The organism is Pseudoalteromonas sp. FUC4 (genome assembly GCF_008370255.1).
Classification (GTDB): Bacteria; Pseudomonadota; Gammaproteobacteria; order Enterobacterales; family Alteromonadaceae; genus Pseudoalteromonas.
Window position 1 is genome coordinate 218,036 of sequence record NZ_SEUI01000004.1, and the last position, 23,907, is coordinate 241,942.

Annotated in this window: 17 protein-coding genes; 12 read left to right on the forward strand and 5 right to left on the reverse strand. The window is 38.9% G+C overall.

Annotation, left to right across the window (positions count from 1 at the left end):
- Window positions 1-6: 6 nt before the first annotated feature.
- Entirely contained in the window at window positions 7-1,077 is a 1,071-nt protein-coding gene (locus EU510_RS13225) for a CDP-glycerol glycerophosphotransferase family protein (protein ID WP_149593873.1), read from the reverse strand.
- A 178-nt stretch (window positions 1,078-1,255) separates the two neighbouring features.
- Between EU510_RS13225 and EU510_RS13230 the strand changes: the two genes are divergently transcribed.
- The 7 genes from EU510_RS13230 to EU510_RS13260 all read left to right on the forward strand — a co-directional run bounded on the left by EU510_RS13230 (window position 1,256) and on the right by EU510_RS13260 (window position 8,799).
- Window positions 1,256-2,359 carry a phosphoribosylaminoimidazolesuccinocarboxamide synthase gene (locus EU510_RS13230; RefSeq protein ID WP_149593874.1) on the forward strand — a complete coding sequence of 368 codons (1,104 nt, stop codon included), beginning with the start codon at window positions 1,256-1,258 and terminating at the stop codon, window positions 2,357-2,359.
- Window positions 2,360-2,481: 122 nt separating this feature from the next.
- Window positions 2,482-3,144 carry a methylamine utilization protein gene (locus EU510_RS13235; RefSeq protein ID WP_149593875.1) on the forward strand — a complete coding sequence of 221 codons (663 nt, stop codon included), beginning with the start codon at window positions 2,482-2,484 and terminating at the stop codon, window positions 3,142-3,144.
- A complete protein-coding gene (locus EU510_RS13240) occupies window positions 3,137-5,452 on the forward strand; it encodes an EAL domain-containing protein (protein WP_149593876.1) in 2,316 nt (771 codons plus the stop codon). Before EU510_RS13235 ends, EU510_RS13240 begins: the two co-directional genes overlap by 8 nt.
- Window positions 5,439-6,272: a DUF3034 family protein gene (locus EU510_RS13245; RefSeq protein WP_149593877.1), complete on the forward strand. Its 834-nt coding sequence runs from the start codon at window positions 5,439-5,441 to the stop codon at window positions 6,270-6,272. Before EU510_RS13240 ends, EU510_RS13245 begins: the two co-directional genes overlap by 14 nt.
- Window positions 6,272-6,691, forward strand: a complete 420-nt coding sequence (locus EU510_RS13250) for a group I truncated hemoglobin (protein ID WP_149593878.1) — start codon at window positions 6,272-6,274, stop codon at window positions 6,689-6,691. Before EU510_RS13245 ends, EU510_RS13250 begins: the two co-directional genes overlap by 1 nt.
- 180 nt (window positions 6,692-6,871) lie before the next feature.
- Entirely contained in the window at window positions 6,872-7,966 is a 1,095-nt protein-coding gene (locus EU510_RS13255; RefSeq protein WP_262501230.1) for a capsular biosynthesis protein, read from the forward strand.
- Window positions 7,966-8,799, forward strand: a complete 834-nt coding sequence (locus tag EU510_RS13260; RefSeq protein ID WP_149593880.1) for a sulfurtransferase — start codon at window positions 7,966-7,968, stop codon at window positions 8,797-8,799. The genes EU510_RS13255 and EU510_RS13260 overlap by 1 nt, the downstream gene beginning before the upstream one ends.
- Window positions 8,800-8,952: 153 nt before the next feature.
- Here the strand turns inward: EU510_RS13260 and EU510_RS13265 are convergent, their stop codons facing one another.
- Complete coding sequence (locus EU510_RS13265; protein ID WP_149593881.1) at window positions 8,953-9,312, reverse strand: DUF5522 domain-containing protein; 360 nt, start codon at window positions 9,310-9,312, stop codon at window positions 8,953-8,955.
- Window positions 9,313-9,355: 43 nt separating this feature from the next.
- On the opposite strand from EU510_RS13265, the gene EU510_RS13270 reads away from it, so the two are divergent.
- Entirely contained in the window at window positions 9,356-9,682 is a 327-nt protein-coding gene (locus tag EU510_RS13270; RefSeq protein ID WP_149593882.1) for a hypothetical protein, read from the forward strand.
- Between the two features lie 93 nt (window positions 9,683-9,775).
- On the opposite strand, the gene EU510_RS13275 is transcribed toward EU510_RS13270, so the two are convergent.
- Window positions 9,776-10,744 carry a class 1 fructose-bisphosphatase gene (locus tag EU510_RS13275; RefSeq protein WP_149593883.1) on the reverse strand — a complete coding sequence of 323 codons (969 nt, stop codon included), beginning with the start codon at window positions 10,742-10,744 and terminating at the stop codon, window positions 9,776-9,778.
- 154 nt (window positions 10,745-10,898) lie between these two features.
- On the opposite strand from EU510_RS13275, the gene EU510_RS13280 reads away from it, so the two are divergent.
- Window positions 10,899-13,328: a zinc-dependent metalloprotease gene (locus EU510_RS13280; protein WP_149593884.1), complete on the forward strand. Its 2,430-nt coding sequence runs from the start codon at window positions 10,899-10,901 to the stop codon at window positions 13,326-13,328.
- Window positions 13,329-13,426: 98 nt separating this feature from the next.
- Here EU510_RS13280 and EU510_RS13285 read toward each other — a convergent pair whose 3' ends face one another.
- Both EU510_RS13285 and rapA read right to left on the reverse strand, forming a co-directional pair.
- On the reverse strand, window positions 13,427-14,200 hold the full coding sequence (locus EU510_RS13285; RefSeq protein WP_149593885.1) for a YggN family protein: 774 nt from the start codon (window positions 14,198-14,200) through the stop codon (window positions 13,427-13,429).
- 325 nt (window positions 14,201-14,525) lie between these two features.
- Entirely contained in the window at window positions 14,526-17,420 is a 2,895-nt protein-coding gene (gene rapA / locus EU510_RS13290) for an RNA polymerase-associated protein RapA (protein WP_149593886.1), read from the reverse strand.
- Window positions 17,421-17,726: 306 nt separating this feature from the next.
- Between rapA and EU510_RS13295 the strand changes: the two genes are divergently transcribed.
- The 3 genes from EU510_RS13295 to EU510_RS13305 are packed head-to-tail and all read left to right on the forward strand — an operon-like array spanning window position 17,727 to window position 23,868.
- Entirely contained in the window at window positions 17,727-19,124 is a 1,398-nt protein-coding gene (locus EU510_RS13295) for a PhoH family protein (RefSeq protein ID WP_149593887.1), read from the forward strand.
- A gap of 51 nt (window positions 19,125-19,175) precedes the next feature.
- On the forward strand, window positions 19,176-22,985 hold the full coding sequence (locus EU510_RS13300; protein ID WP_149593888.1) for a PAS domain-containing hybrid sensor histidine kinase/response regulator: 3,810 nt from the start codon (window positions 19,176-19,178) through the stop codon (window positions 22,983-22,985).
- Window positions 22,969-23,868 (forward strand): diguanylate cyclase, encoded by a 900-nt coding sequence (locus EU510_RS13305; protein WP_149593889.1) that lies wholly within the window; start codon window positions 22,969-22,971, stop codon window positions 23,866-23,868. Before EU510_RS13300 ends, EU510_RS13305 begins: the two co-directional genes overlap by 17 nt.
- Window positions 23,869-23,907: the final 39 nt, after the last annotated feature.

The window sequence follows — 23,907 nt, forward strand, 5'->3', positions numbered from 1 at the left end:
ATCAGGTTACCAACCCCAGTAGTTTAGATCTTTACGCATTTTTAGCTGTCTTATTATATTTAATGGTTTGGGTTTTAGTTTTTCGTTACTTTGTAAAAATTCATTAGCTGCATTTAATACGCGCTGACTAGATTGGCCATCGGTATACGGGTGAAGTTCTTGGCAATAGCTTTCAATATTTTGCATTAAATCACTAGGTTTAGTAAGCGCGTGTTCAACAGCTGCTTCTACTTCATCAGCGTCGGTAATATCAAGTAAATGAGGAAGTGGTTTTTGATTACAAAACGTGACTACCGGTTTGCGTAGTAGTAAAAACATTAAAAGAACTGACGATGTATCGCACAGCATGACATCAGCAGCTTGCAGTAACGGCAAAACGTTATCGGTTTCAATAAATGTTAGATTTTCGTTACTCAGCGCTTTATATTTTTTAACCCATTCGGTAGGCATTTTAGGATGAAACTGCATTAAGATACGCCACTTACCTTGTTCACTAAAATGTTTTATTTGCTCATATAATTTAGGAGCAAGTGATAGCTTTCGTGAGAAAGTAGAGCATATAAGTAAAGTAGGACGAGGGTCGTCGCTTACATAAGGATTATTTGAAGTATTACTAAAAAGTGGATCGAGTGTTGGCCAGCCAGTTTCTGTTACTTTAAAGAAACCATGCTGCTTAGCTAGCTCTTTAAATCGGGTTGTTGTATTTGGGCCTTGCGTACAATATAAATCGTAACAACCACGAATAGTAAAATGACCACGATTACCTTCAGAACTGCGCTTTTCAGAATTAAAACCATGAAATACAGCTACTTTTTTACCCGGAATAAAACTAGGTACTATATTTCCCGGTATAAATGTAATGTTTGGAGCCCAGCTTTTAACATCTTTTATGGTATGTAAACGTGGCTCGTCTGTGGTTAAAAAATCGGGGTTTACTTCACTACCCGCTAAAAACCAGCGTACTTCACCACCATGTGCCAATATTTGCGCCTGCAAGGGTCTCAAGATAGCGTATGAATAATTCTGAGAAATATACATTAAGTATTTTTTATTTTTAGTGGCAGTTAAGTAGTTCAAGCTATCTCCTCAGGCTGGTTAGCACATTAAGTTTACCCCATTGCGAGTCGCTTATAAATATATGCCTTTATTTGTTTTAAGCATCCGATTGAGCTTTGAGGTTGGCTAGATTATTATACAGCCCATATAACCCCATACCATACTTTGCTCGAAGAGCATCCCTAACCCCGGAGATAGCATGACTAGCTATAAAGTTTTAGACGTAAACGATGATTTACCCATCCGTACCAAAGGTGAAGTACACAGCGGTAAAGTTCGTTCAGTTTATTGGTTAACTGATGAAGACAGCGCTCGATTAATCAAAGACAAAAGCTACCAAGTACCGACAGGTACTGAGCTTGCGATTATGGTTATTTCAGACCGAATTTCTGCATTTGATTGCATTTGGCAAGGCGAAAACGGTTTAAATGGCGTACCAGGTAAAGGTATAGCGCTAAACTCAGTTGCAGCCCATTGGTTTAAGTTATTTGATAAAGCGGGCCTTGCGGGTAATCATATTGTTGATATTCCACATCCGTATGTGTGGATTGTACGCAAAGCCAGTACCGTAAAAGTAGAGGCAATTGCTCGCCAATATATTACGGGTAGCATGTGGCGTGACTACGCTAAAGGCATACGTAACTTTTGTGGTATTGAATTACCAGAAGGTTTAAAAGCAAACCAAAAACTTGATAACGTTTTAATTACGCCATCAACAAAAGGTATTATTGAAGGCGTTGCTGATATTCCATCTGTTGATGATGTAAATATTACTCGCGCTAACATTACTAATAACTTAGATGTATTTAACTTTAAATCGGCAGATGATGTAACCAAATACGAAAAACTGTTAGTTGAAGGTTTTAAATTAATTAGTGATGAACTAGCGAAGCTTGAGCAAATTTTTGTAGATACTAAATTTGAGTTTGGTTATGTAGAGGATTTAAATGGCGCGCAACAGCTTATATATATTGATGAAGTAGGCACACCTGATTCGTCACGTATTTGGGATGAAGCTGCTTATAAAGACGGTAAAATAGTTGAAAATTCTAAAGAAGGTTTTCGCCAATTACTTATTAATAACGTGCCAGAGAGCGACGTATTATTAAATAAAGATCGGATGAGTGAGCGTGAGCAATTAGCTAAAGATTATATTTTACCTGAATCAGTAATGCTTGAAGTGTCAAATACCTATGTTGGCATAGCGAGTAAAATTGTTGGCCGAGATATTGTGATCCCTGAAGATCCTCGTCAAGAAGTTATTACTATTTTAGATAATGATTACGGATTAATAGTTAAATAACAGTACTTAAGTGCTAATAAAGCCAGTAACTAAACCTTTATTTTTAGTTACTGGGCTATAATTCTTGCAATTAGTGCTCGTCTCTAATTAACTTAACCTAACATTAATGTTTAGGTGTTGTTATGTTTGAACGGGCATTGCAAAAGTTTGCTAAAAGTTATTACTTTTTAGCTATAGGATTGTTTTTTAGCCATTTTGCTTTAAGTGCAAATATTGAATTAGTAATAAAAGATCAACACGGCCAAAAGTTATCAGGTGCTGTGGTTGAGCTTAATATTGCTGACAAACAAGGCACACCATCAAACTTGCCCATTGCTATAATGGATCAAGTCCATAAGCAGTTTTTACCCGAGTTATTAGTTGTACAACAGGGTCAAAAAGTTAACTTTCCTAACAGCGATAATATTCGCCATCATGTTTATTCTTTTTCACAAGCTAAGCCTTTTCAACTAAGATTATATTCAGGGCAACCAAAAGAGCCCATTACGTTTGAGCAACAAGGTGTTGTTGTTTTAGGGTGTAATATTCATGATTCTATGGTTGGCTATATCTATGTAGCGAGTAGTGAATCCGTATATAAAACAGATAAAAAAGGCTATGTTAGTTTGCCTATTAATACGCTGCCTGCGCAAATGAGTGTGTGGCATTCTTTACAAACAGCACCATTGGAGAATAAAAAAATGATAACAATCAATTCTCAAAAACAGTTACAAATAACAGTAAACACATCAACCCCAGCACCTAGAAATACCTTTGGTAGTAAGTTTAAGGTTGGTAATGACTAATAGTTTACGAAATCGAATAACCATTTTATGTGTTGGCTTAGTGTTATTAACCACTATGGTCAGCTTATTTAGTTTTTGGTGGTCTACGAGTAAATTTCAAGAACAAAAAGTAAATCAAGATATTACTGTAGCGCAAAATGTTTATAAGCAATATTTGAAATCAAAAGAAAGCTTACTACTAACCGCAGCAAAAGTACTCACCTCCGATTTTGGTTTTAAGCAAGCTGTAGCTACGCGAGATGCTGGAACAATAAGCAGTGTGCTATTCAACCATAGCCAACGTATTGATGCTGAATTAATGCTGTTACTTGATTTATCGGGTAAGTTAATTTCGGCTAATACAAATGAAGATGCTTTTGCACATGACTTAAAGCCGTTGATGGAAGAGCTTTTAAGTGCGCCAGAAGAGTCTAGTTTTGTGGTGTTAAATAACGAGCTTTACCAAATTATTTTATTACCAGTAAGAGCGCCGCGAACAGTAGCCTATAGTTTGGTGGGTTTTAAAATTGATGGCAATGTAGCCCATGAACTAAAAAGCTTAACAGGCATGGATGTAAGTTTTATAGGCAGTGCTGACGATATTGTTATTAGCTCATTAGCTAATCGCCCTGAGCAATTTGAACCGGTTAACTATTTTAGCACTGTAACCACGTCACGCTTTTTTGGTGAATACTTGGTGTACCGTAACCGCGATATAGACCTACCATCGTTATTGACTCATCCCATAATTATTTTACTGAGCGCTGATTTAACACAAAGCTATAATGACTTCGAAAAACTTCTTTTTACACTTATTATTTTAGCTATTTTAACTATGTTTGTGGGTGTAGTAACGAGCAGTATATTTGCAAATAATTTAACTACGCCACTTACTCAATTAGCTGTAATAGCAAGGCAATTTGCGCAAGGTAATTATGCATTTGAATTTAAAGGGCGAAGGCAAAGTACCGAAATAGACACTTTAGTAGCCGCGTTTGATAGCATGGGTAACGACATTAATCAGCGCGAGCAACAAATTAGCTTTCAAGCCCGACACGACTCCCTAACAGGCTTTTATAACCGCTCAGCAATGCTTGAGGTGCTTGATGATGAGCTAGATTCATCAGGCGAGTACACGCTTGTTGCAATAGACATAAAAGGTCTTCGTCATATTAACGACAAGTTAGGCCCGCGCATCGGTGATGACTGCCTAAAGGCGGTCGCTTACAGAATAAGTGAATTTTCGGACGAGTTAGGGGGCTTTCATGCACGCATTGGTGGCGATGAGTTTTTAACGGTATTTCCGACTGCTGCAGTACGTGAGCAAAAAAGCGGTATTGTGGGTTTAATGGCACAATTACAAGCGTGCTATACAATTCAAACACTTAAAATTAATTTACGCTTCAGTGCGGGCATTGTGCAGTATCCTACGCAAGGTATTGCGAGTGATGACTTAATGCGCCGTGTATTAATTGCAGTAGAAAGTGCAGCCAATAATCAAGAAAGCATACATCACTATCAAAATGGTGAGGACGAAGCGCATTTAGAACGCTTAATAATGCTTGATGAATTAAAGCAGGCAATTAGTGGTGACGATGGCCAGTTATTTATGACTTATCAGCCTAAACTACACATGAAAACGCAAAAAATAGATAAAGTTGAGTCACTTATTCGTTGGCAACGAAAAGACGGAAGCTGGGTTAATCCCGAGCTATTTATTGACTTAGCGGAGCAGTCGGGGCTTATCGTTGAGCTAACCGCGTGGGTAGTTAATACGGTTATTGCACAAGTCGCAGATTGGCAATCTAAAAATATAAACTTACAGGCTGCAATAAATGTATCTGCGCAAGATATAGCATTTCCAGGCTTTCATGCTGCATTAGTTCGCACGCTTAAAAAGTACAAAGTAGATCCTAAGCTGATCACTATTGAGCTTACAGAGCGCGATATGATAGAAAACGAAGAAAAAGGTATTAAAGCGCTTGAAAATCTTAAGGCAATTGGCGTTAAAATATCATTAGATGATTATGGTGTAGGGCAAACTTCACTTGGCCGATTAAAAATGCTGCCTATTGATGAGCTTAAACTAGATAAGTGCTTTATTTTAAAGCTTGATGAATCACAAAAAGATCAATTTATAGTGCAATCATCAATTACGTTGGGGCATCAGCTAGGTTTCTCGGTTGTAGCTGAGGGGGTTGAAACGCTTGGCTCATTAAATTTACTAAGGGGTATGCAGTGCGACCATGCACAAGGCTATTACTTAAGTAGGCCTTTAAAAGCAGAGCTATTAGAAGAATGGCTGGAGGAATACTATGCAAAAAATTAAGTACTTATTAGCAAGTTTGTTTTTAATAGTTAGTGTGCCGAGCATTGCAAGCAATGGAAAACTGTTAGCTACGCCGGGAGTTTCTCAAATAGAAGGCAGTGGCGGCGGGGGGATTGTACCGTGGGCACAACTTGCTGGGTACGCAAGTGATGATGAATTTTCGGTAAATGGCTTTTGTAGCCGCGCAGATGTAACCGACTACACACTTGATGTATGTGGTGCGCAGCTTAATTTATTTAATCGTGTTGAACTGAGCTATGCCCAACAGCGCTTTGATGTACCAGCACTTGATACCGAAATAGAGCAATCAATTACAGGTGCTAAAATACGTTTGTACGGCGATATTGTTTACAGCGATTGGCCGCAGCTAAGTTTAGGTATTCAACATAAATCACTGGATGATGGCAGTATTGCAACACTTGTAGGTGCAGAAGAGACTAGCGGCACTGACTACTACCTAGCTGCTAGTAAATTACATTTAGGGGCTATTGCTGGCTACAACTGGTTTTGGAACGTAACTACACGATACAGCGAAGCTAATCAACTTGGTTTACTGGGTTACGGTGGAGAAAATGCTAGCGGAAAAGTGTTATTTGAAGGCAGTACAGCACTATTTTTTAGTCGCGAAGTTGCCGTTGGTATTGAGTATCGTCAAAAATCAAATAACCTAAACTTAGGTGAGCAAGATTGGAAAGATTTATTTATAGCGTGGATGCCCAATAAGCATGTGAGTGTAACGGCTGCTTATCTTGATTTAGGGAGTATTGCAGGGGCTGACGATCAAACAGGTTGGTACCTATCGGTAACAGGGTATTGGTAATGAAAAACATTAGTATTTTTTTAATCTGTATCGGATTACTTTGCGGGTGCGCGAGCTCAACTCAGTTATCACTTTATCAAAAACTAGACGGTAAAGCGGGCTTGGCTCGAATAGTCGATAGTTTTATTTATCAGATAGGTAATGATGAGCAAGTTATTCATTACTTTGAACACAGTAATATAGAACATTTTCGTCAAGGCTTTATTACTCATATGTGTATGTTAGTTGAGGGCCCATGCACATACGATGGCGACTCTATGGTGGCTATTCATACAGGTATGCATATTACAGAGAAAGACTTTAACCGTGTAGTTGATTTACTTATAAGTGCAATGAATGAGCAAAATATCAGCCATAGCTTACAAAACGATATTCTTTCTAGAATGGCTCCTCTTCGTAGTGAAATTATAAAAATATAATATTAACAATGCCTTTAAAATAGTTAACAAACAAGGGAACTTTGTATTTTAAATATTGTCTATATGGCATTATTACAATAGAAACAATAGTTGACGTGTATATCCTGTATGGCTTATCTATTTATCTCTCGCAAAAATGTACATGCAAAATACTATAAAAAAATAATCAAAAAATTGTCGATGGATTGCCAATTACATATCATGGGAGCGCCTAAGCTTTCTGCTGTTAAATATTTAAAAAATGCGTTTCAAGTTAATTTTACTGATGTAGTTAACTCTCAACTAAAACGTAAAAGAGCACGTAATGCTATCTGGAATAACCCTGTTATTACTGCTGTTTATACTGCAGGATTAGTTTTATTTGAACGGTTACGATACGCTAAGTATTTTGCCTTATTAACCGAGACTAATCCTGAGTGCATTGTTACCTGGAATGGTAATAAACTTCCAAATACCACAGTTGCTATGGCTGCAAAAGCATTAGGTATTAAGCAATTTTATTATGAGAATGGCTTGCTTCCCGGTACAAGTAGTTTAGACCCTAGTGGTATAAATTATAATGCATCATTAAGCCGCGACCCTTCTTTTTACTTAAATTTTGATCCACAAGATGAGTTAAATTTTTGTGCGCCGGATTTAATTCCAAGAGCTGATCATAAAAAGCGCTGTGAATTTGAATGCGCCGATGTGCCAGAACGCTATATATTTGCACCTTTTCAGGTCCCTCACGATACTCAGTTAGCGAGTTTTTCGCCTTGGATAGATTCCATGGATATGTTTTACGAGGAAGTGATTAAAGCCCTCAAAAGCTTAAACGATCCAAGTTTAAAAGTGGTTTTTAAAGAGCATCCGTCGTGGCATAAGCATTACGCTCATCTTTATGAAAAAGACTCGATTGCAGTTTTTGCTAATGGAAATCAAACGAGTGATTTGATTAAGTGCGCTGAAGCGGTAGTAACGATTAATTCAACGGTCGGCTTAGAAGCATTACTACTAAATAAACGAGTTTTAACACTTGGACAAACCTGTTACAACATTGAGGGTTTGGTAAAGCATGCAAGCACTGCAGAGCAACTAGCAGAGAATATGAACGAAGTAGTGCAAGGCTGGCAACCAAACACATTATTAAGGGATAAGTTTTTTAGTTTTATTGAGCATGTATATTGCATTCCTGGTGTTTGGAAACACACTGAAGATAAACACATTAAAGCGATTGAAGCGCGTTTTACGGGTAATGATGAGTTTGCTAAGTATCATGGCAATAAGGAAAACTAATGAAAAACCTAATCAGCTGTCAGCAATTACACGAGCAACTTAATAATCTTGCATTAGTGATATTTGATGCAGGCATGCTGCGCCCTGGTGTTTTAGGTACTTATTCGCCGCAAGCTATGCTGCCAAGCGCTAGACGTTTTGACATAAAAAACGAGTTGGCAGATAGATCAAACCCCTTACCAAGTACAGTTTGCAGCGCTAAGCAGTTTACTCAAGCTATGCAAAATGCAGGTGTAAATAACGATTCACTTATAGTTGTATACGAAGATGGCGGTTTATTTAGCGCAGCAAGGGCGTGGTGGATGTTTAAAGCTATGGGGCATCACAACGTAAAAGTACTACATGGTGGCCTTAAAAAGTGGTTAGAGAGTGGTTACGCCACACAGCAAGGTTATAGCAAATCGTTAGGTAAAGGTGATTTTACGGCAAGCTATAATTCTGCGTGTTTTATCAATAGCCAACAAGTGATTGACGCAATTGATGAGCCCAGCACTGTATTGCTAGATGCACGTGCTTATAAACGTTTTACAGGCGAAGAAAGTGAACCCCGAAAAGGCATGCGTAGCGGGCATGTCCCAAATAGTCGCTCGTTACCTTTTATGGATTTACTTAATAAAGGTGAAGCTAAACCACTTGCCGAAATTAAAGCGATATTTAATGACGTAATCGGTGATGCGCAGCAGTTACAATTTAGCTGTGGCTCAGGTATTACGGCGTGCGTTTTAGCGTTATTTGCTACCGAATGTGGTTACAGTAATTTAAGAGTTTATGATGGCTCGTGGAGTGAGTGGGGTGCAAGTGATTCATTACCCATCGCCACAGGAGAAAAGTAGATGTGTTGGATATGTAAAGCTTGCTCACGTTAAAAACGCAGCGCCTCTAAACCTCTTTGTGAATAACAGTATTTAAAATATTACTCACAAGGAGAAGTGAATAAAATGAGAAGGTAAAAACCAATGTTTGCTCGTATTTGTATTAAATAGTTTTTACTTTCTAAAACCATAAGGGCAGTTTTTACAACCATTTTTACAGCACGAACCACGCTTTAAAAAAAACCACTTACTAAATATCATGTAACCACTTTGCATGGTGTAGTCGAGCCCTTCAATTAAATTGTCGTTACCTCTAAATTGCTTTGCAAAGTCTATTTGGGTTTTAATAGGTTGTGTATAAACACCCTCTAAAAAAGTATTTATTTTATTAATCGTGCACTTGCGGCATAAACAACTTGTTGCTGTGGTATCTAGCGGTAAAATAGCCGGCAGCTCATTGCACCAACACGTTGATATATCGTCTACATTACACGTTAGAGTGCTGTGACACTGAGTGCAGTTAAGTTGAGTCATTATAATTCTTTTTAGTAACAGTGAGCCAAGAATAACAAATATTATGAACACACAAAAAGCATTAGCTGAATTTATTACATTTGGTGAGCAAAGGGACGAAGCTATATCGGTTATCGTTTCAAGCCCTGCTGATAGCAATCAAACTCATTATACTCTCTCAGCCGAGGTTTTAATTGATGTACTTAAGCGCTGTTTAAGTAACGAAATAGACTTAGATGATTTAGAGCTTTGGGCAAACGTAATTGAATCGCGAGATGACATTGATTGTGCTGAGTACGAAGGTTTTATTTATGCGCTCAGTAATAGCGAGCAAATGGGAGTGCTTAATCATCAAAAGCTTGCTCAAATAGTTGCGTTAGTAAAAGTTTGATTTGTTTAAAAGCGAGGTACAAAACCTCACCTACAAAAAACCGCACTTCAATTGAATGCGGTTTTTTAAATTGAGGATAATCGTTTTAAGCGATTATTTATGATATCCCAAGCACGTTTCGACTTCGTTTTTAGAACCTAAAATAACGGCTACTCGCTGGTGGATTGCATCAGGCTGAATATCCATAATACGCTCAGTACCGGTTGATGCTATGCCGCCAGCTTGCTCTACTAACATAGCCATTGGATTTGCTTCGTAAAGCAGGCGTAATTTATTTGGCTTTTTAGGATCTTTGGTGTCTGTAGGGTAAGTAAACAAACCGCCACGGCTAAGCACGCGATGTACATCGCCCACCATTGCTGCAATCCAGCGCATATTAAAGTTTTTAGCGCGCGGGCCTGTATCGCCTGCTAGCAAATCATCGATGTAGTTTTGCATAGCTGGCTGCCAATGGCGTTGGTTAGACGTATTAATTGCAAATTCATTTGTGTCAGCAGGAATGCTTGCAAAATCTTGTGTTAGTAAAAAACTACCTTGGGTTTTATCAAGGGTAAACATGCGAGTGCCTTTACCTGTTGTAAGGGCAAGCATAGTTGATGGGCCGTAAAGCACGTAACCCGCAGCCACTTGTTTGTGGCCAGGCTGCATAAATATGCTTTGATCAGCTGCATCTGAGCCTTCAGGCGCTTCCATAATCGAAAATATAGTACCTACCAGCGAGTTAATATCGGTATTTGATGAGCCATCGAGTGGGTCAAATGCAACTATGTATTTAGCGTCTTGATTACCGGCAACTGTGTAGTCTTCTTCTTCAGAGGCAATTGCTTTAACCGTACCTGATTCCAGCAAAATATCTTTTAACAGCTGATTAGATAATACATCAAGCTTTTTTTGAGTTTCACCTTGAATGTTTTCATCAAGGGTTGAGCCTAATACGCCAGAAAGCGCGCCTTGACCAACGCGAAACGAAATTTCTTTACATGCCGCTAAAACTGTTCGAATTAATGATAAAAGTTCTCTTGAACAACCATCTTCAAGTAATACTGGAGGGAGTCTACGCATTCTATTTTCCTGATAACGTGTTAAAACCAATCATAATGTGAGAGAGATTAGCTTAGAGCGCTGAAATTCGTCTTAAATAACTGTATTGTTTAAATAGCACCCTATAATGGGACCACCTAATCGTACTTAAAACACAAATAACAAAGATAAGATTATGAAAAAAATACCACTACTAAGTTACATATTCTTTACTGTGCTGTGCTCTATCATAACTCAAGCGCACGCAGCAATTAAGTCAATTGATGAATTTACTACGCAAATGAATCATTTTCCGGGCTATTATTCGTTTTTTTACGATACCCAAAACGGAAAAGTATATTTAAAAGTAGATAAGTTTGAACAACAATTTTTACTGCAGCAAAGCTTGCCTTACGGTATTGGCTCTAACGACATAGGCCTTGACAGAGGTCAACTTGGTAATACTCACCTTGTGCAGTTTGAGCGTTTTGGCGACAAAGTAATGCTGCGGGCTGTAAATACTTACTATCGTGCCAACACAAGTAATAAGGCTGAACAGCAAAGTATTAAAGAAGCGTTTGCATCAAGTATACTTGCTGGTTTTAAAGTGGTCGCAGAAGATAAAGCCACAGCACTTATTGATTACACGCCTTATTTATTAAGTGATGTACACGGTGTAAGCCGCACGCTTGCTGCACGTAAGCAAGGGAACTTTAGCCTTGATGAATCACGTAGCGCCGTTTATATGAATCGCTCAAAAGCATTTGTAAAAAACACCGAGCTTGAAGCTGTACTTACATTTAAAGGCACAAAACCAGGTGAATTTGTTCGCCAAGTAAGTGCCGACCCTTATGCGCTTACTGTTCATATGCACCATTCACTGATTCAATTACCAGATGATAACTACACGCCTCGTAAGTTTAATCCGCAATCAGGTTTTTGGAGTATAGAACATAAAGATTACGCAGCGCCGCTTGGCGAATCAATGTATGTGCGTTATATACCGCGTCATCGTCTAACTAAAAAGGACTCAAGTTTACCTATTAGTGAACCTGTTAAACCAATTGTTTATTACCTTGATCCTGGCGTTCCAGAGCCCGTTAAAAGCGCTTTGCTTGAAGGTGGAAAGTGGTGGAACGACGCATTTACTGCTGCAGGATATAAAAATGCATTTATAGTAAAAGTGCTGCCAAGTAGCGCCGACCCTATGGATATTCGTTACAACGTCATTCAATGGGTACACCGTGCAACGCGTGGTTGGTCGTACGGAAGTTCTGTAATTGACCCACGTACAGGTGAAATACTTAAAGGGCACGTAACACTTGGCTCATTGCGTGTTCGCCAAGATATTTTAATAGCTGAAGCACTCGCTGCTCCTTATTTAAAAGGTAATGAAGTTGCTAAAAACTTACAAGCTATGGCGCTTGATCGTATTCGTCAATTAAGTGCACATGAAATTGGCCACACGTTAGGTATTTCTCATAACTTCGCGGCATCGGTAGGTGATAGAGCTTCTGTAATGGATTACCCACATCCGCTACTTAGTTTTAATGAACAAGGTAAGCTTGATGTAACGCGCGGGTATGCAACAGGCATGGGCGTATGGGATACCCAAGTAATTAAATACGGCTATAGCGATTTCACTAACCAAGATGAAAGCGCAGAACTCGCTGCTATTTTAAAAGAAAATAAAGCCAAAGGCCTTGAGTTTATATCAGATAGCGACGCTCGTGCTAAAGGTGGCGCGCATCCAACAGCTCATTTATGGGATAACGGCACTAATCCTTCGCAGGAACTTTTAAGAGTACTCGACGTACGTAAAAAAGCGCTTTCGCAGTTTGGTATTAATAATATTAAAACGGGCGATTCATTATCGCAATTAGAGGAAAAACTAGTTCCGCTTTATCTGTTTCACCGTTTTCAGGTTGAGGCTGCGGTTAAGCTTATAGCCGGTGTTGATTACGAATACGAAACACGTGGTGATTCACCCATAAAAGGTGCACAAGTCGTTAATAAAAAAACACAGCAAGAAGCGGTAAACGCTATTTTTGCAACGCTTAAGCCCAGTAACTTATTACTTCCTGAATCTGTACTATCGCTAATTCCGCCAAAAGCGTATGGCGAGTCTAAGTCGCGCGAGAGCATAGTTGGACGCACAGGATTAACGCTCGATGCAATGGCATTACCCGAGGTTGCAGTGCAGCATAGCTTGTCGCTTTTATTAAATGCACAACGTTTAAACCGCCTAGCGCAGCAACAAGCACGTAGTAATGACTTTTATAGTTTAGATGAGTTACTTGAGGAGCTATATGGCCAAGTGTTTAGCGTGTCATCACCTAATACAATGACAGGTAAAATAACTCAGCGCGTGCAATTTTTAACTGCGAAAACCATGGCTGATTTAGTAGCAAGCGATAGTGCAAGCCCTGAAGTGCAGGCGCAGTTACGTTACTACTTAGTTAAATTGAGTGAAGACTTTAACCAAAACTCAATGCTGAGCCATACAAGTATTGGCGAGAGTGCATTTAAGCAATATTTAGCTGAGCAAGTAAATCAGTTTTTAATTAAAGGACAATGGCCAAATAACTTTAAAGTGCTGCCAATCCCACCGGGCTCACCAATTTAGAATAAAAAGTAGAAGCGCTTATTTTTAATCAATCATAAAGCAAAACACCGAGTATATTTATACTCGGTGTTATTTGATTATAAAAATGAATACGTAATCTAAGATTTTATTTGCACTAAATCGTAATCAGCCATGCCAGGTACTATTGCCTGTAAGCGAGACTCGGTTACATCGAGTGCATTTAAACATTCGCAATACTCAGAAGCCTTAAGCTCTAATTGATGTGCCTTTTTTTGTAGCGACTTATCAATTTCTCTTGAGATAATATCCATGCGTTGCCCCATGTCGTTAATGCGATCTTCTATATTACCTTCACGCGATTTAAACGCATCGCCAAGTGATACCAAAATAGCACCTAACGATCCATGAACAGCAGAGTGAATTTGTTGGCTGATCTCTTTAGTAAAAAAATCATCTATTTGCGAAAGTGATTGAGGGGCTATAAAAAAGAAGTCATCTCCGCGCTTAAACTTATCCATTAGCGCGCGTTCTACATACTGCAGTTGTGTTTTAAGTACTTCAGGTTCTTTGTCTGACATACCTTCAACTACGTGTTCAATAGCGCTTAAACCTAAGTTAACACCATCGGTAGCAAGGTTTACTAATTCGGGGACTGTGTGGCGAATACCATTACTAAACTGTTCGAGTACTTTGCTTTCGTCATCGCTTAAATCAACCCAATAACCGCGAATAAACAGTTGGTTATTGTTATTAATTTGTACACGAGTTTGGCCTTTATCTAATATGCGAATTGCATCGTCAGTAATAATTAAACCATGACGTAATTCAACATCGCATTGGGCTTGAGCAAAGACACTGCTGCTTGAGAGCGCTATGGACAACGCCAATATCGAACGAGATAGAAACGCCATAAACACCTCAAAAAGACTAAAATGGAAGGCGAGTAGGTTAACAAAAAAACAACTTTATGCAAGGGAAAATAAACCTGGCAGCTATCTCACAGAATAGTTGTATACAGTGCAGCTTGAGTTTTTAGACACGGTTATGTTGGGCAAAATCAACAGTCCAACAAAGGGCTTAATATATAGTTAAAAGGGTAGAATTGGCTCACTACAGAATAAGAACACGTGGCTTTGTAATGAAGTTTAAAAAGATACAGCTATTTATATCAATTAAGGCTTAATAGCCGACTCTAAATTTACTACGGAGTCGGCTCAAAAGACTAAAACTAAATATTTAGTGTGAAACCACTATTAATCGAATTGCATCAAGTTGTAACTGCGTTTTTTCAATATACGTAGTTAGGTCGTTGCGTTGCTTATCGTAGAAGGTAATTTCTTCTTGGCGAATATTCGGATTAATTTGCTTAAGGGCAACAAGTCGCTCTTGCTCTTCACTGAGTGACGTTTGCATTTTAGCAAGTGACGCTGCGCGAATAACTTCAAGTTTTTCTTGTGCCATATCTTTAGCGGTAGTGATCATCGGGTGAACAGCGCTTTGCAATGCACCGGCAAGCTTACTTGCTGTTTGGCGGCCAACGGCAGATAACTGCTGATTAAAGCCTTCAAATGCCACGTTTTCACCTAGGTTATTACCTGCTTTATCTAGCAATATACGAATTGGTGTAGGCGGTAAAAAGCGACCAACTTGTAGTACTTTTGGTGCCATTGCTTCTGCAACAAAAATAAGCTCAACAAAAAAAGTACCTGGTGGTAGTTTTTTGTTTTTAAGTAAAGCCACCGATGCGCTACCAAAGTCGTCGTCACAAATCATATCCATGGTGCCTTGCACCATAGGGTGATCCCAGCTGATAAAGTGTACGTCTTCTTGCGAAAGTGCCGTGTCGCGATCAAAGGTAACCGTCATGCCATCTTCTTTAAGCGATGGGAATGATGGGTTTAACATATGTTCAGTTGGTTTTAAGATAATGGTATTTTCACCTTTATCTTCTTGGCTTACACCAAATGTGTCGAACACGTTGATCATGTAGCTTGGTAATTCAAACTGGTTATCAAGTTTTTCTATTTCAGTCACAAGCGAATCTGCAGCACCTTGACCCGATGAATGTAGCTCTAGTAAACGATCTCGTCCACTTTCCATTTTTTTACGCAGTACTGCATTTTGTTGTGCTACTTGCTCAAGTAATGGATCGAGTTCGTCTTCATCGCAGTTATGCGCAGAAATATATTCAAGTAGGTCATCACGGAACTCTTTATAAAGCATTTGCCCCGTTGTTGATGTAGATTCGAATGCATCTAGACCTTCGTTATACCAACGTAGCAGTACTTCTTGAGCGGTGTTTTCAAAATATGGCACGTGTATGTTCACATCTTGCGTTTGGCCTATACGGTCTAATCGACCAATACGTTGCTCTAGTAAATCTGGGTTCAGTGGTAAATCAAACAACACTAAGTGATGCGAGAACTGGAAGTTACGACCTTCTGAGCCTATTTCTGAACACAGTAATATTTGTGCATTATCGTACTCGTCTGCAAAAAATGCAGCAGCGCGGTCACGCTCAATAATCGACATACCTTCGTGGAATACTGACGCTTTAATTGCTTCGCGTTCACGCAGTATTTGCTCAAGGCTGATAGCTGTTTCAGCTTTAGCGCAGATAAGCAGTACTTTTTCACGCTTAAGTGTTTTAAGGGTGTCGATTAACCAATCTACACGTGGATCGAATAAGCCCCAGCTTGCGCTTTCGCCTTCAAATTCTTGAAATATTTTTTCAGGAAAAAGTGCACGGTGTGCACTTAGTTCAGGGTTTTGAATGCCGCCCATATTACCAAGAACCGACATAGCCGTTTTATACTGCTTTGGTAATGCCATTGGGTAGGCGTGTAATTTACGACTTGGGTAGCCATCAATGCCGCTGCGGCTGTTTCGAAATAATATACGACCCGTGCCGTGGCGATCGAGTAGCATGTTAAGTATTTCTTTACGTGCTGGTAAATCACCTTGCTGTACTTTTTCAAGAATATCAGTAATATCGGTTTCTTTTAATAGCTCAATTAGCGTGGCTTTGGCTGCGTCGTCTAGCCCTTGCTCTTGCAGTAATTGATTTGCAGCTTGCGCTACATCTTTATAATTAGCTTCTTCTTCTTTAAACACGTCATAGTCGTAAAAACGATCCGGATCGAGTAATTGTAAACGCGCAAAGTGACTGCTGTGACCAAGTTGATCAGGCGTTGCTGTAAGCAAAATAAGGCCCGGAATATCTTGGCTAAGCTCTGCCATACGTTGATACTCTGAGCTTGGCTTGCCGTTATTGATACTTAGATGATGTGCTTCATCTATTACTAAAAGATCCCAATCAGCAAGCGTTGCTTGTTCAAACCAACGTTTTTTCTTGGTTAAAAACTCAAGGCTGGTAAGTACTAGTTGCTCAGTATCAAACACGTTTGGTGAGTCGGCAAACGCTTCGTCGCAGCGCTCTTCATCAAAAATAGAAAAACGTAAGTTAAAGCGGCGTAGCATTTCTACTAACCATTGGTGCTGTAGATTTTCTGGCACAACAATGAGTACGCGACTTGCACGGCCACTAATAATTTGTTGATGTAGTATCATGCCCGCTTCAATTGTTTTACCAAGGCCTACTTCATCTGATAAAAGTACGCGTGGGGCAAAACGTTTACCCACTTCTTGGGCAATATAAAGCTGGTGCGGAATAAGATTAGCACGTTGACCAATTAAGCCTTTAATAGGCGATTGTTCACGTTCAAATTTATGTAGCCACGTTTGGTAGCGAAGTGTGTAGCGATCAAAACGATCTACTTGGCCTGCAAATAAACGATCTTGTGGTTTATTAAACTTAATAAAATGATCTAAAAAGGTTTCTTTAAGTTTAGCTGTTTCGCCATTATCAACACGGGTGCCGTGATAACAAAGTAACTCGCCTTGTACTTCAATAGACTCTACTTCTAATTCCCATTCTTCAACGCTTTTGATCACATCGCCAGGATTAAATGCCACACGGGTAACAGGTGCTTCTGCACTAGAATAAACACGGTTTTCACCACTGGCAGGAAATAATATGCTGACCTGACGGCCTTCAATGGCAACAACGGTGCCTAATCCTAAATCTGACTCTGTATCACTGATCCAACGCTGACCTAAGGAAAAATTCATGTATGTCTCGTCTATGATGAAAAAGGCGGCTATGTTACCTGTAAGCTAACACCACTGCAAGGCGCTATTTGGCTCACTTTTAATTAATTTTGTAAGTGTTAATTATTACTATTAAAACAACTTATATGTGGCTCTTTTTTTAAGTAAATAAAAACTAATTACAGTTTGTAATAAAACGGACTTTTATGACAAATAGACTAAACTTACATTATGCCTTGGCAATTAAGTATTGCAGGTTTAAGTTTTGCCCGTTTTACTTAGTTATTTTGGTATAGCATAAAAATCATAAAGCGTAAGGAAAGTGCTATGGAAAAAGCTTCGAACCTTGAAAGTAAAATGTATGTGCTAGATACCAACGTACTACTTCACGAACCACTCGCTTATTTGTCTTTTCAAGAGCATGACGTTGTTATCCCAATGACGGTGCTTGAAGAACTTGACCACATAAAAGACAGAAAACACGATGTAAGCCGTGATGCGCGGGTCGCTATTCGTGGTCTAGATGAAGTACTTAAAAATGCAACGCCTGAACAAATGCTACAAGGCGTGGCGCTGCCGAGTAACAAAAAGGCAAAAGCGAGCTCTGCAGGTACCCTCATTATTGTAAACGATCATTTATTTGCCGACTCTATTTCTGGTCTGCCGGGTAACGAAAACGACCATCGTATTATCAATTGCGCTGTGTATTTACAAAAGCAGCACAGCGATTCAAAAGTAATACTTGTAACAAAAGACATAAACATGCGTTTAAAAGCCAAAGGCGCAGGGCTTAAATATGTTGAGGATTACCGCACCGACCAACTTATTGACGATATAAGCTTACTCACTAGTGGTTATAAAAAAATTGAAGGGGATTTTTGGGACCATGTAGGGGAGTGTAATACGCAGCAACACGGACGTGATACGTTTCATGATGTGCCTAAAAACTTAATACCTGATGTATTTTGTAATGAATATTTACTTGATGGAGGGGAGCAGTTTGCGGCGCGTGTTAAATGCTACGATAACGAGCACATAACACTAAAAGATATTGGCGTTGAGCGCCTAATGCATCAACAAGCATGGGGCGTTAAGCCAAAAAATATTTATCAAGGAATGGCGTTTGATGCGCTGCTCGATACAAGTATAGAGCTTGTTATTTTAACTGGCCCAGCAGGGTGCGGTAAGACTTTATTAGCGCTTGCCAGTGCGCTTGAAATGGTAATCGAGAAAGGTATTTACGATAAAGTAATCGTCACCCGTAATACGCCAGAAATAGCAGAGTCTATCGGCTTTTTACCAGGCACGGAAGAAGAGAAAATGGCGCCTTGGCTTGCAGCCATTACCGATACGCTAGAGGTACTCCATAAAGGTGACGAAAACCCGATATCGAGCCGAAACTACATAATGGAGAAGGCGAATGTACAGTTTAAGTCGGTTAACTTTATGCGTGGGCGTAGTATTCAAAATGCAGTGGTCATTTTAGACGAGAGCCAAAATTTAACGGCTTCTCAGCTAAAAACTATTATTACCCGCTGCGGCGAAGGTACTAAATTAATTTGTACGGGTAACTTGGCGCAAATAGATAGTAACTATTTAACACCAGTAACATCGGGCTTAACGTACATAGTAGAGCGCTTTAAAAACTTTGAAGGCAGCGCAACTATAAACCTCAACGGTGTTGTACGTAGTCGCTTAGCGTCATTTGCAGAAGAGAATTTATAACTTGCGCTTAACAAATTGGCTCGATAGTCTATCGATTGATTTTCGAGCCAAATGGCAGGCAGTATATTGAATTTTTTACCTCTGAAGCATTATTATCGTTCATTATTTATTGCGCTGTTAGTGCCATTGATTGCTGCTTTTTTACTGTGTTTACACTTATATAATATAAAGCTTGAACGTGCAGTTGAAAAACGTGAAGCCGATTTTACGAATGTTTCAGCGCAGGTTACTCACGGGATGGAATCGGTGAGTAATTTACTTACCACAATGTTTAGCTTGTACGAGCAAACGACTTATCCAAAAATAAACCAAGATTTGCTCGAAGGCATAAATCAGTATGATGGTTACTATTATCGTCATTTTATTGATCAAAGTACTGAAATTGTAGGTAAAGGTGAGTTTGCGTTATCTGCTAAGGCATTAATGCAGTGGCAAAAGGCTATTACATTAGGGCCTTCGTTTAATACAACGCTTGCGTTAATGCAGTCGTTATCTGCTGTAGCGTATGTTGATGATAATGGTTTTGCTTATGTAAGTAGGCGCAATAAAAGCCAAAGTTTAATGCTTACTGAAATTCTAAATGGAAAATTTAAGCCAAAATTTTCGCAAAACAAACTTACTTCAAGTCCTATTGTTAAAGTTAATGACAAATCATATTTTGCTATTGGTCGACAACGAAGCACTGGCTCAGCCGATTACATTATTTTAATTTATGATGTTCAGGCAATTTCTGGGTGGTTAAAAAAGGTCTCACCGAGTAGTGGTGAATACGTTTTTATGAACCAATCACATCAAATTATCGCCAGCTCTAAACAGTTAATAGAGCAAGCGACAGCGTTAAAAAATTATTGGCCAGACTTGGCCGAGCATCAGAGTCAAAAAACTGTGTTAACTAGTGATAGTAATTACTTTATGCAGCCTATGGGTGAGTTACCCATTCATGCAGCATTTTACGAGCACAAACCTCAATTAATAAGCTCAATTAAGTATGAGATATTACTAGAGTTTACATTTTTAACGCTATTTTTAAGCATTATGTTTGGCGTGTTTTTTTGGTTAAGTCAGCGCATTTTTATAAAACCAATGACTCACTTGATGTCCTATCTTGAGAATAACGGTACACAACCCCAAGAGCAGCTAAACTACAAAGTACCGTTGAGCTGGCAGCCTTGGTTTTCTAAAGTTAAACGCGTATTTAATAAAAACAAAGAATTGGTTGATTCGTTACAAAGTGCGAATAAGGCGCTGGATAACCAAGTTCAGCTGCAATCAGAAAAACTAAGCCGCAGCTACGAAGCCAAAGAGCGCCACCTAGCTTTGCTCAACACGATGCTAAACAGTGTGCCTGATCTTATTTATTTTAAAAATATTGATGGATCATTTTTAGGATGCAATAAAGCATTTGAAGCATACATTGGTAAAGATCAAACTGCGTTAGTCGGTAAATATGTAGATGATTTAGGCGACAACGATCAGCAAATAAATACGCTTGAAAAACAAGTATTACAAAATAGAAATAGTGTTGAACAGCGAATAGAAACCGATACGAAATCGTATCAACTTACTATTGCCCCTTTTTACAATGAGCACCAACACCTGTTGGGAACTATGGGGATTGGCCGTGATATTACCGAGCAACAGCAAACATTACTGGCTTTAAAAGCGTCAGAATCTAAATTTAGAAGTGCGATTGAATTTGCAGCTAATTGTGTGGTTTTACTTTCGTTAGAGCACACCATATTACAAGTAAATAAAGCAGCAAGAAAGCAGTTTTCTGAACATCCAGTACTTGTGGGGGAGCAGTTAAAAGCACTATTTGATGATTCTCAATGGCAGCAAGTAAAAAGTACTTTAGCGCAATTACTAGATGATAAAAAACGCGTGTACCACTTAACTTTATCGCAAGGGCGGCTAGCAAGCTGGTTGCAACTGAGTGTATCGCTTGTATGGGATGAAAACCGCGATCCAGCCTATTATGTTATTCACATTCAGGATGTGAGTGCGCTAACTAAATCAAAACTAGATGCTGAGCGGGCAACTCTAGCTAAAAGCCGCTTTATAGCCAATTTAAGCCATGAAATACGCACCCCGCTTAACGCAGTTTTAGGGTTGCTTGATATGCTAATTGAGCAAGGGTTAACTCAAAAGCAATTACAGCAAACTGACCAAGCAAAACATGCTGCACAAAGCTTATTACTAATGCTCAATAGAATGCTTGATTTTGCACGTATAGAAAGTTCGCAAACTGATTTAAAACAAGCATCTTTTAGTATGGTTGAGCTGGTGGATATCTGCGAAAGTCTAACGGCTCCATTGTGCGAAGGAAAAGGTATTGAATTTGTTATTGATATCGACCCTTTAATAGCGCCTGATTTGATATGCGATAGTATTCGTTTACAGCAAATATTAGGTAACTTATTAACTAATGCTGTTAAGTTTACAAAAACAGGTTCCATTACTTTAAAAATGGAACTCATTAAAAGCGATAGCCTAGAGCAACAGCATATTTGCTTTAAAGTAATTGATACCGGTATGGGTATAGATGAAGCCGATCAGAGGCGTTTATTTGACGCCTTTACGCAAGGTGATGAATCTTCAACACGCATACATCAAGGTGTTGGACTCGGTTTAGCGATTGTTAAACATGCCGTGTCGTTAATGGGTGGGGAGATTGCTTTAAAGAGTAAAAAAGGCCAAGGTTGTGAGTTTTATTTCAGCATTAGTTTTTTAGTTGATACGGGTAAAAACACGATGTTACCGACTAACACTTTGGCTATTTTATCTGAGCAAAGCAAAGAGCTTAAACAAATAACAAATGCATATAAAGAATTTGCTAATATTAATTTAGATGAAGTACTAAAATACCCAATTAAACTCTCCAATGTTCAGCAGATAATAATAGATGCTGCTGACCTACCAGCACTGTTAAATATTGAAGCGATTAATGATTCGTTGTCAGCTAAAGAAACATCGGTGATTATCATTAATCATCAGCACACGCTTAATTTACCAACGAGTGAGCATCTAGCAGCGCATCACGTTAAAGCATCGGCGTTAGGGCAAAGGTTATTTAGTTTGAACACGGTGCAAAAGCCAAAAGTCGATACCTGTACTCCAATACATAATATAACTGAAATTAAAGCTGATATATCGGGTCTACTTGTATTAGCAATTGATGATAATCAGCTTAATTTAGAAATAATTAGTAGTGTATTACGCCAAGCAAACGTAAGTGTTGTTACGGCTTTAAGCGCATCGATTGGCATGGAATTACTACACGTTTTAAAGCCAGATTTAATATTGATGGATGTGCAAATGCCTCAAATAGATGGCTGCCAAGCTACGGCTTTAATTCGTCAACAGTTTGACGCAAAACAACTACCTATTTTTGCATTAACGGCCCATTGTGAACCTGCGGATATTGAGCGTTCTTTAAAGTGTGGTATGAATAAACATTTAACCAAGCCAGTAGTTGCTAAGGTGCTTATTGACGCAATTGCCGATTTAAACTTGGTTAAACCAAGCTTTTTCGAAAAATCATTCGCTTTAACTCAATTTAGTATGGATGAAAAACTGCTCAATACTATGATTGATAAGTTTGCTAGCTTGTGTGAAACACAATTATCTCAAATTGAAGAAACAACCAATAAAGATGATTTGGTACGCTTAGTGCATAGTATAAAAGGTGTTGCAGGTAATTTAGGTTTTATACGACTATCACACTGTGCTTTATTATGTGAAAGAGAGATTAAAACAACTAACAAGCCTATTGAAATAACACTCAAAGAGCTTATTATGCAGTTAGAACAGGTAATTGTTTTTATTAAAGGGTTAGGGGTTAGGGATGTCGAAAAGAGCTAAAGTACTTATTGTAGATGATGATCCAATCAATAGATTAGTACTTGAAAAAACACTTAAAGGAGAACACGACGTGTTCTTGGTTGAAAGTGGTGAAAAAGCACTTACCTTTGTAAAAACAGCGCAAGTTGATTTAATAATCCTTGATGTGATTATGCCCGGAATTGACGGCTATCAAGTACTTGTAGAACTTAAAGAAAACCCGATAACTCAGTCTATTCCTATCATATTTATATCAGCCAATCGCAGCCATGACGATGAAGCAAAGGGTTTAGAGCTCGGTGCAATGGACTATATAACTAAGCCATTTAGTCCTTCTATCGTTCGCGTTAGGGTACGTAACCAATTACTTATAAAACAAAAAAATGATTTGCTAGAAATGCTAGCTTCAATAGATGGCTTAACCGAAATTCCAAATAGACGCTATCTCGATGAAAATTTATCTCGAGAATGGCGCCGCAGTAAACGCAATGGCACACCGCTATCGGTTCTACTTATGGATATAGACCACTTTAAACGTTACAACGATTGCTACGGACACCGTGCAGGTGATGAATGTTTAAAGGATGTTGCGCAAGCACTCGCAGCACAATGTGAACGAGGTAGTGACTTTATTGCTCGTTATGGCGGCGAAGAATTTGCAGCTGTGCTACCTGGAATGGATAAGCATGAAGCTATGGAGTTTGCTAACAAATTACGCAATGCTGTAAACGCTTTGAACATAGAACATAAAGCCTCATTAAATGCGGACCACATTACTATAAGTATAGGTATTGCTACAACTCAAATGGGCAGAGTGTATGCTGAACAGGCATTACTAGAAGAGGCCGATTTAGGCTTATATGCTGCCAAAGATGCAGGGCGGGATAGAATAGTCGCACGGTAAAAATTTAATACACAAAAACGCCAATATTTATATTGGCGT

Bases quoted from the DNA above. Each gene is read 5' to 3' on its own strand.
- EU510_RS13230 (WP_149593874.1), top strand. From the start codon at position 1,256: ATGACTAGCTATAAAGTTTTAGACGTAAACGATGATTTACCCATCCGT.
- EU510_RS13235 (WP_149593875.1), top strand. From the start codon at position 2,482: ATGTTTGAACGGGCATTGCAAAAGTTTGCTAAAAGTTATTACTTTTTA.
- EU510_RS13240 (WP_149593876.1), top strand. From the start codon at position 3,137: ATGACTAATAGTTTACGAAATCGAATAACCATTTTATGTGTTGGCTTA.
- EU510_RS13245 (WP_149593877.1), top strand. From the start codon at position 5,439: ATGCAAAAAATTAAGTACTTATTAGCAAGTTTGTTTTTAATAGTTAGT.
- EU510_RS13250 (WP_149593878.1), top strand. From the start codon at position 6,272: ATGAAAAACATTAGTATTTTTTTAATCTGTATCGGATTACTTTGCGGG.
- EU510_RS13255 (WP_262501230.1), top strand. From the start codon at position 6,872: ATGGATTGCCAATTACATATCATGGGAGCGCCTAAGCTTTCTGCTGTT.
- EU510_RS13260 (WP_149593880.1), top strand. From the start codon at position 7,966: ATGAAAAACCTAATCAGCTGTCAGCAATTACACGAGCAACTTAATAAT.
- EU510_RS13265 (WP_149593881.1), bottom strand. From the start codon at position 9,312: ATGACTCAACTTAACTGCACTCAGTGTCACAGCACTCTAACGTGTAAT.
- EU510_RS13270 (WP_149593882.1), top strand. From the start codon at position 9,356: ATGAACACACAAAAAGCATTAGCTGAATTTATTACATTTGGTGAGCAA.
- EU510_RS13275 (WP_149593883.1), bottom strand. From the start codon at position 10,744: ATGCGTAGACTCCCTCCAGTATTACTTGAAGATGGTTGTTCAAGAGAA.
- EU510_RS13280 (WP_149593884.1), top strand. From the start codon at position 10,899: ATGAAAAAAATACCACTACTAAGTTACATATTCTTTACTGTGCTGTGC.
- EU510_RS13285 (WP_149593885.1), bottom strand. From the start codon at position 14,200: ATGGCGTTTCTATCTCGTTCGATATTGGCGTTGTCCATAGCGCTCTCA.
- rapA (WP_149593886.1), bottom strand. From the start codon at position 17,420: ATGAATTTTTCCTTAGGTCAGCGTTGGATCAGTGATACAGAGTCAGAT.
- EU510_RS13295 (WP_149593887.1), top strand. From the start codon at position 17,727: ATGGAAAAAGCTTCGAACCTTGAAAGTAAAATGTATGTGCTAGATACC.
- EU510_RS13300 (WP_149593888.1), top strand. From the start codon at position 19,176: ATGGCAGGCAGTATATTGAATTTTTTACCTCTGAAGCATTATTATCGT.
- EU510_RS13305 (WP_149593889.1), top strand. From the start codon at position 22,969: ATGTCGAAAAGAGCTAAAGTACTTATTGTAGATGATGATCCAATCAAT.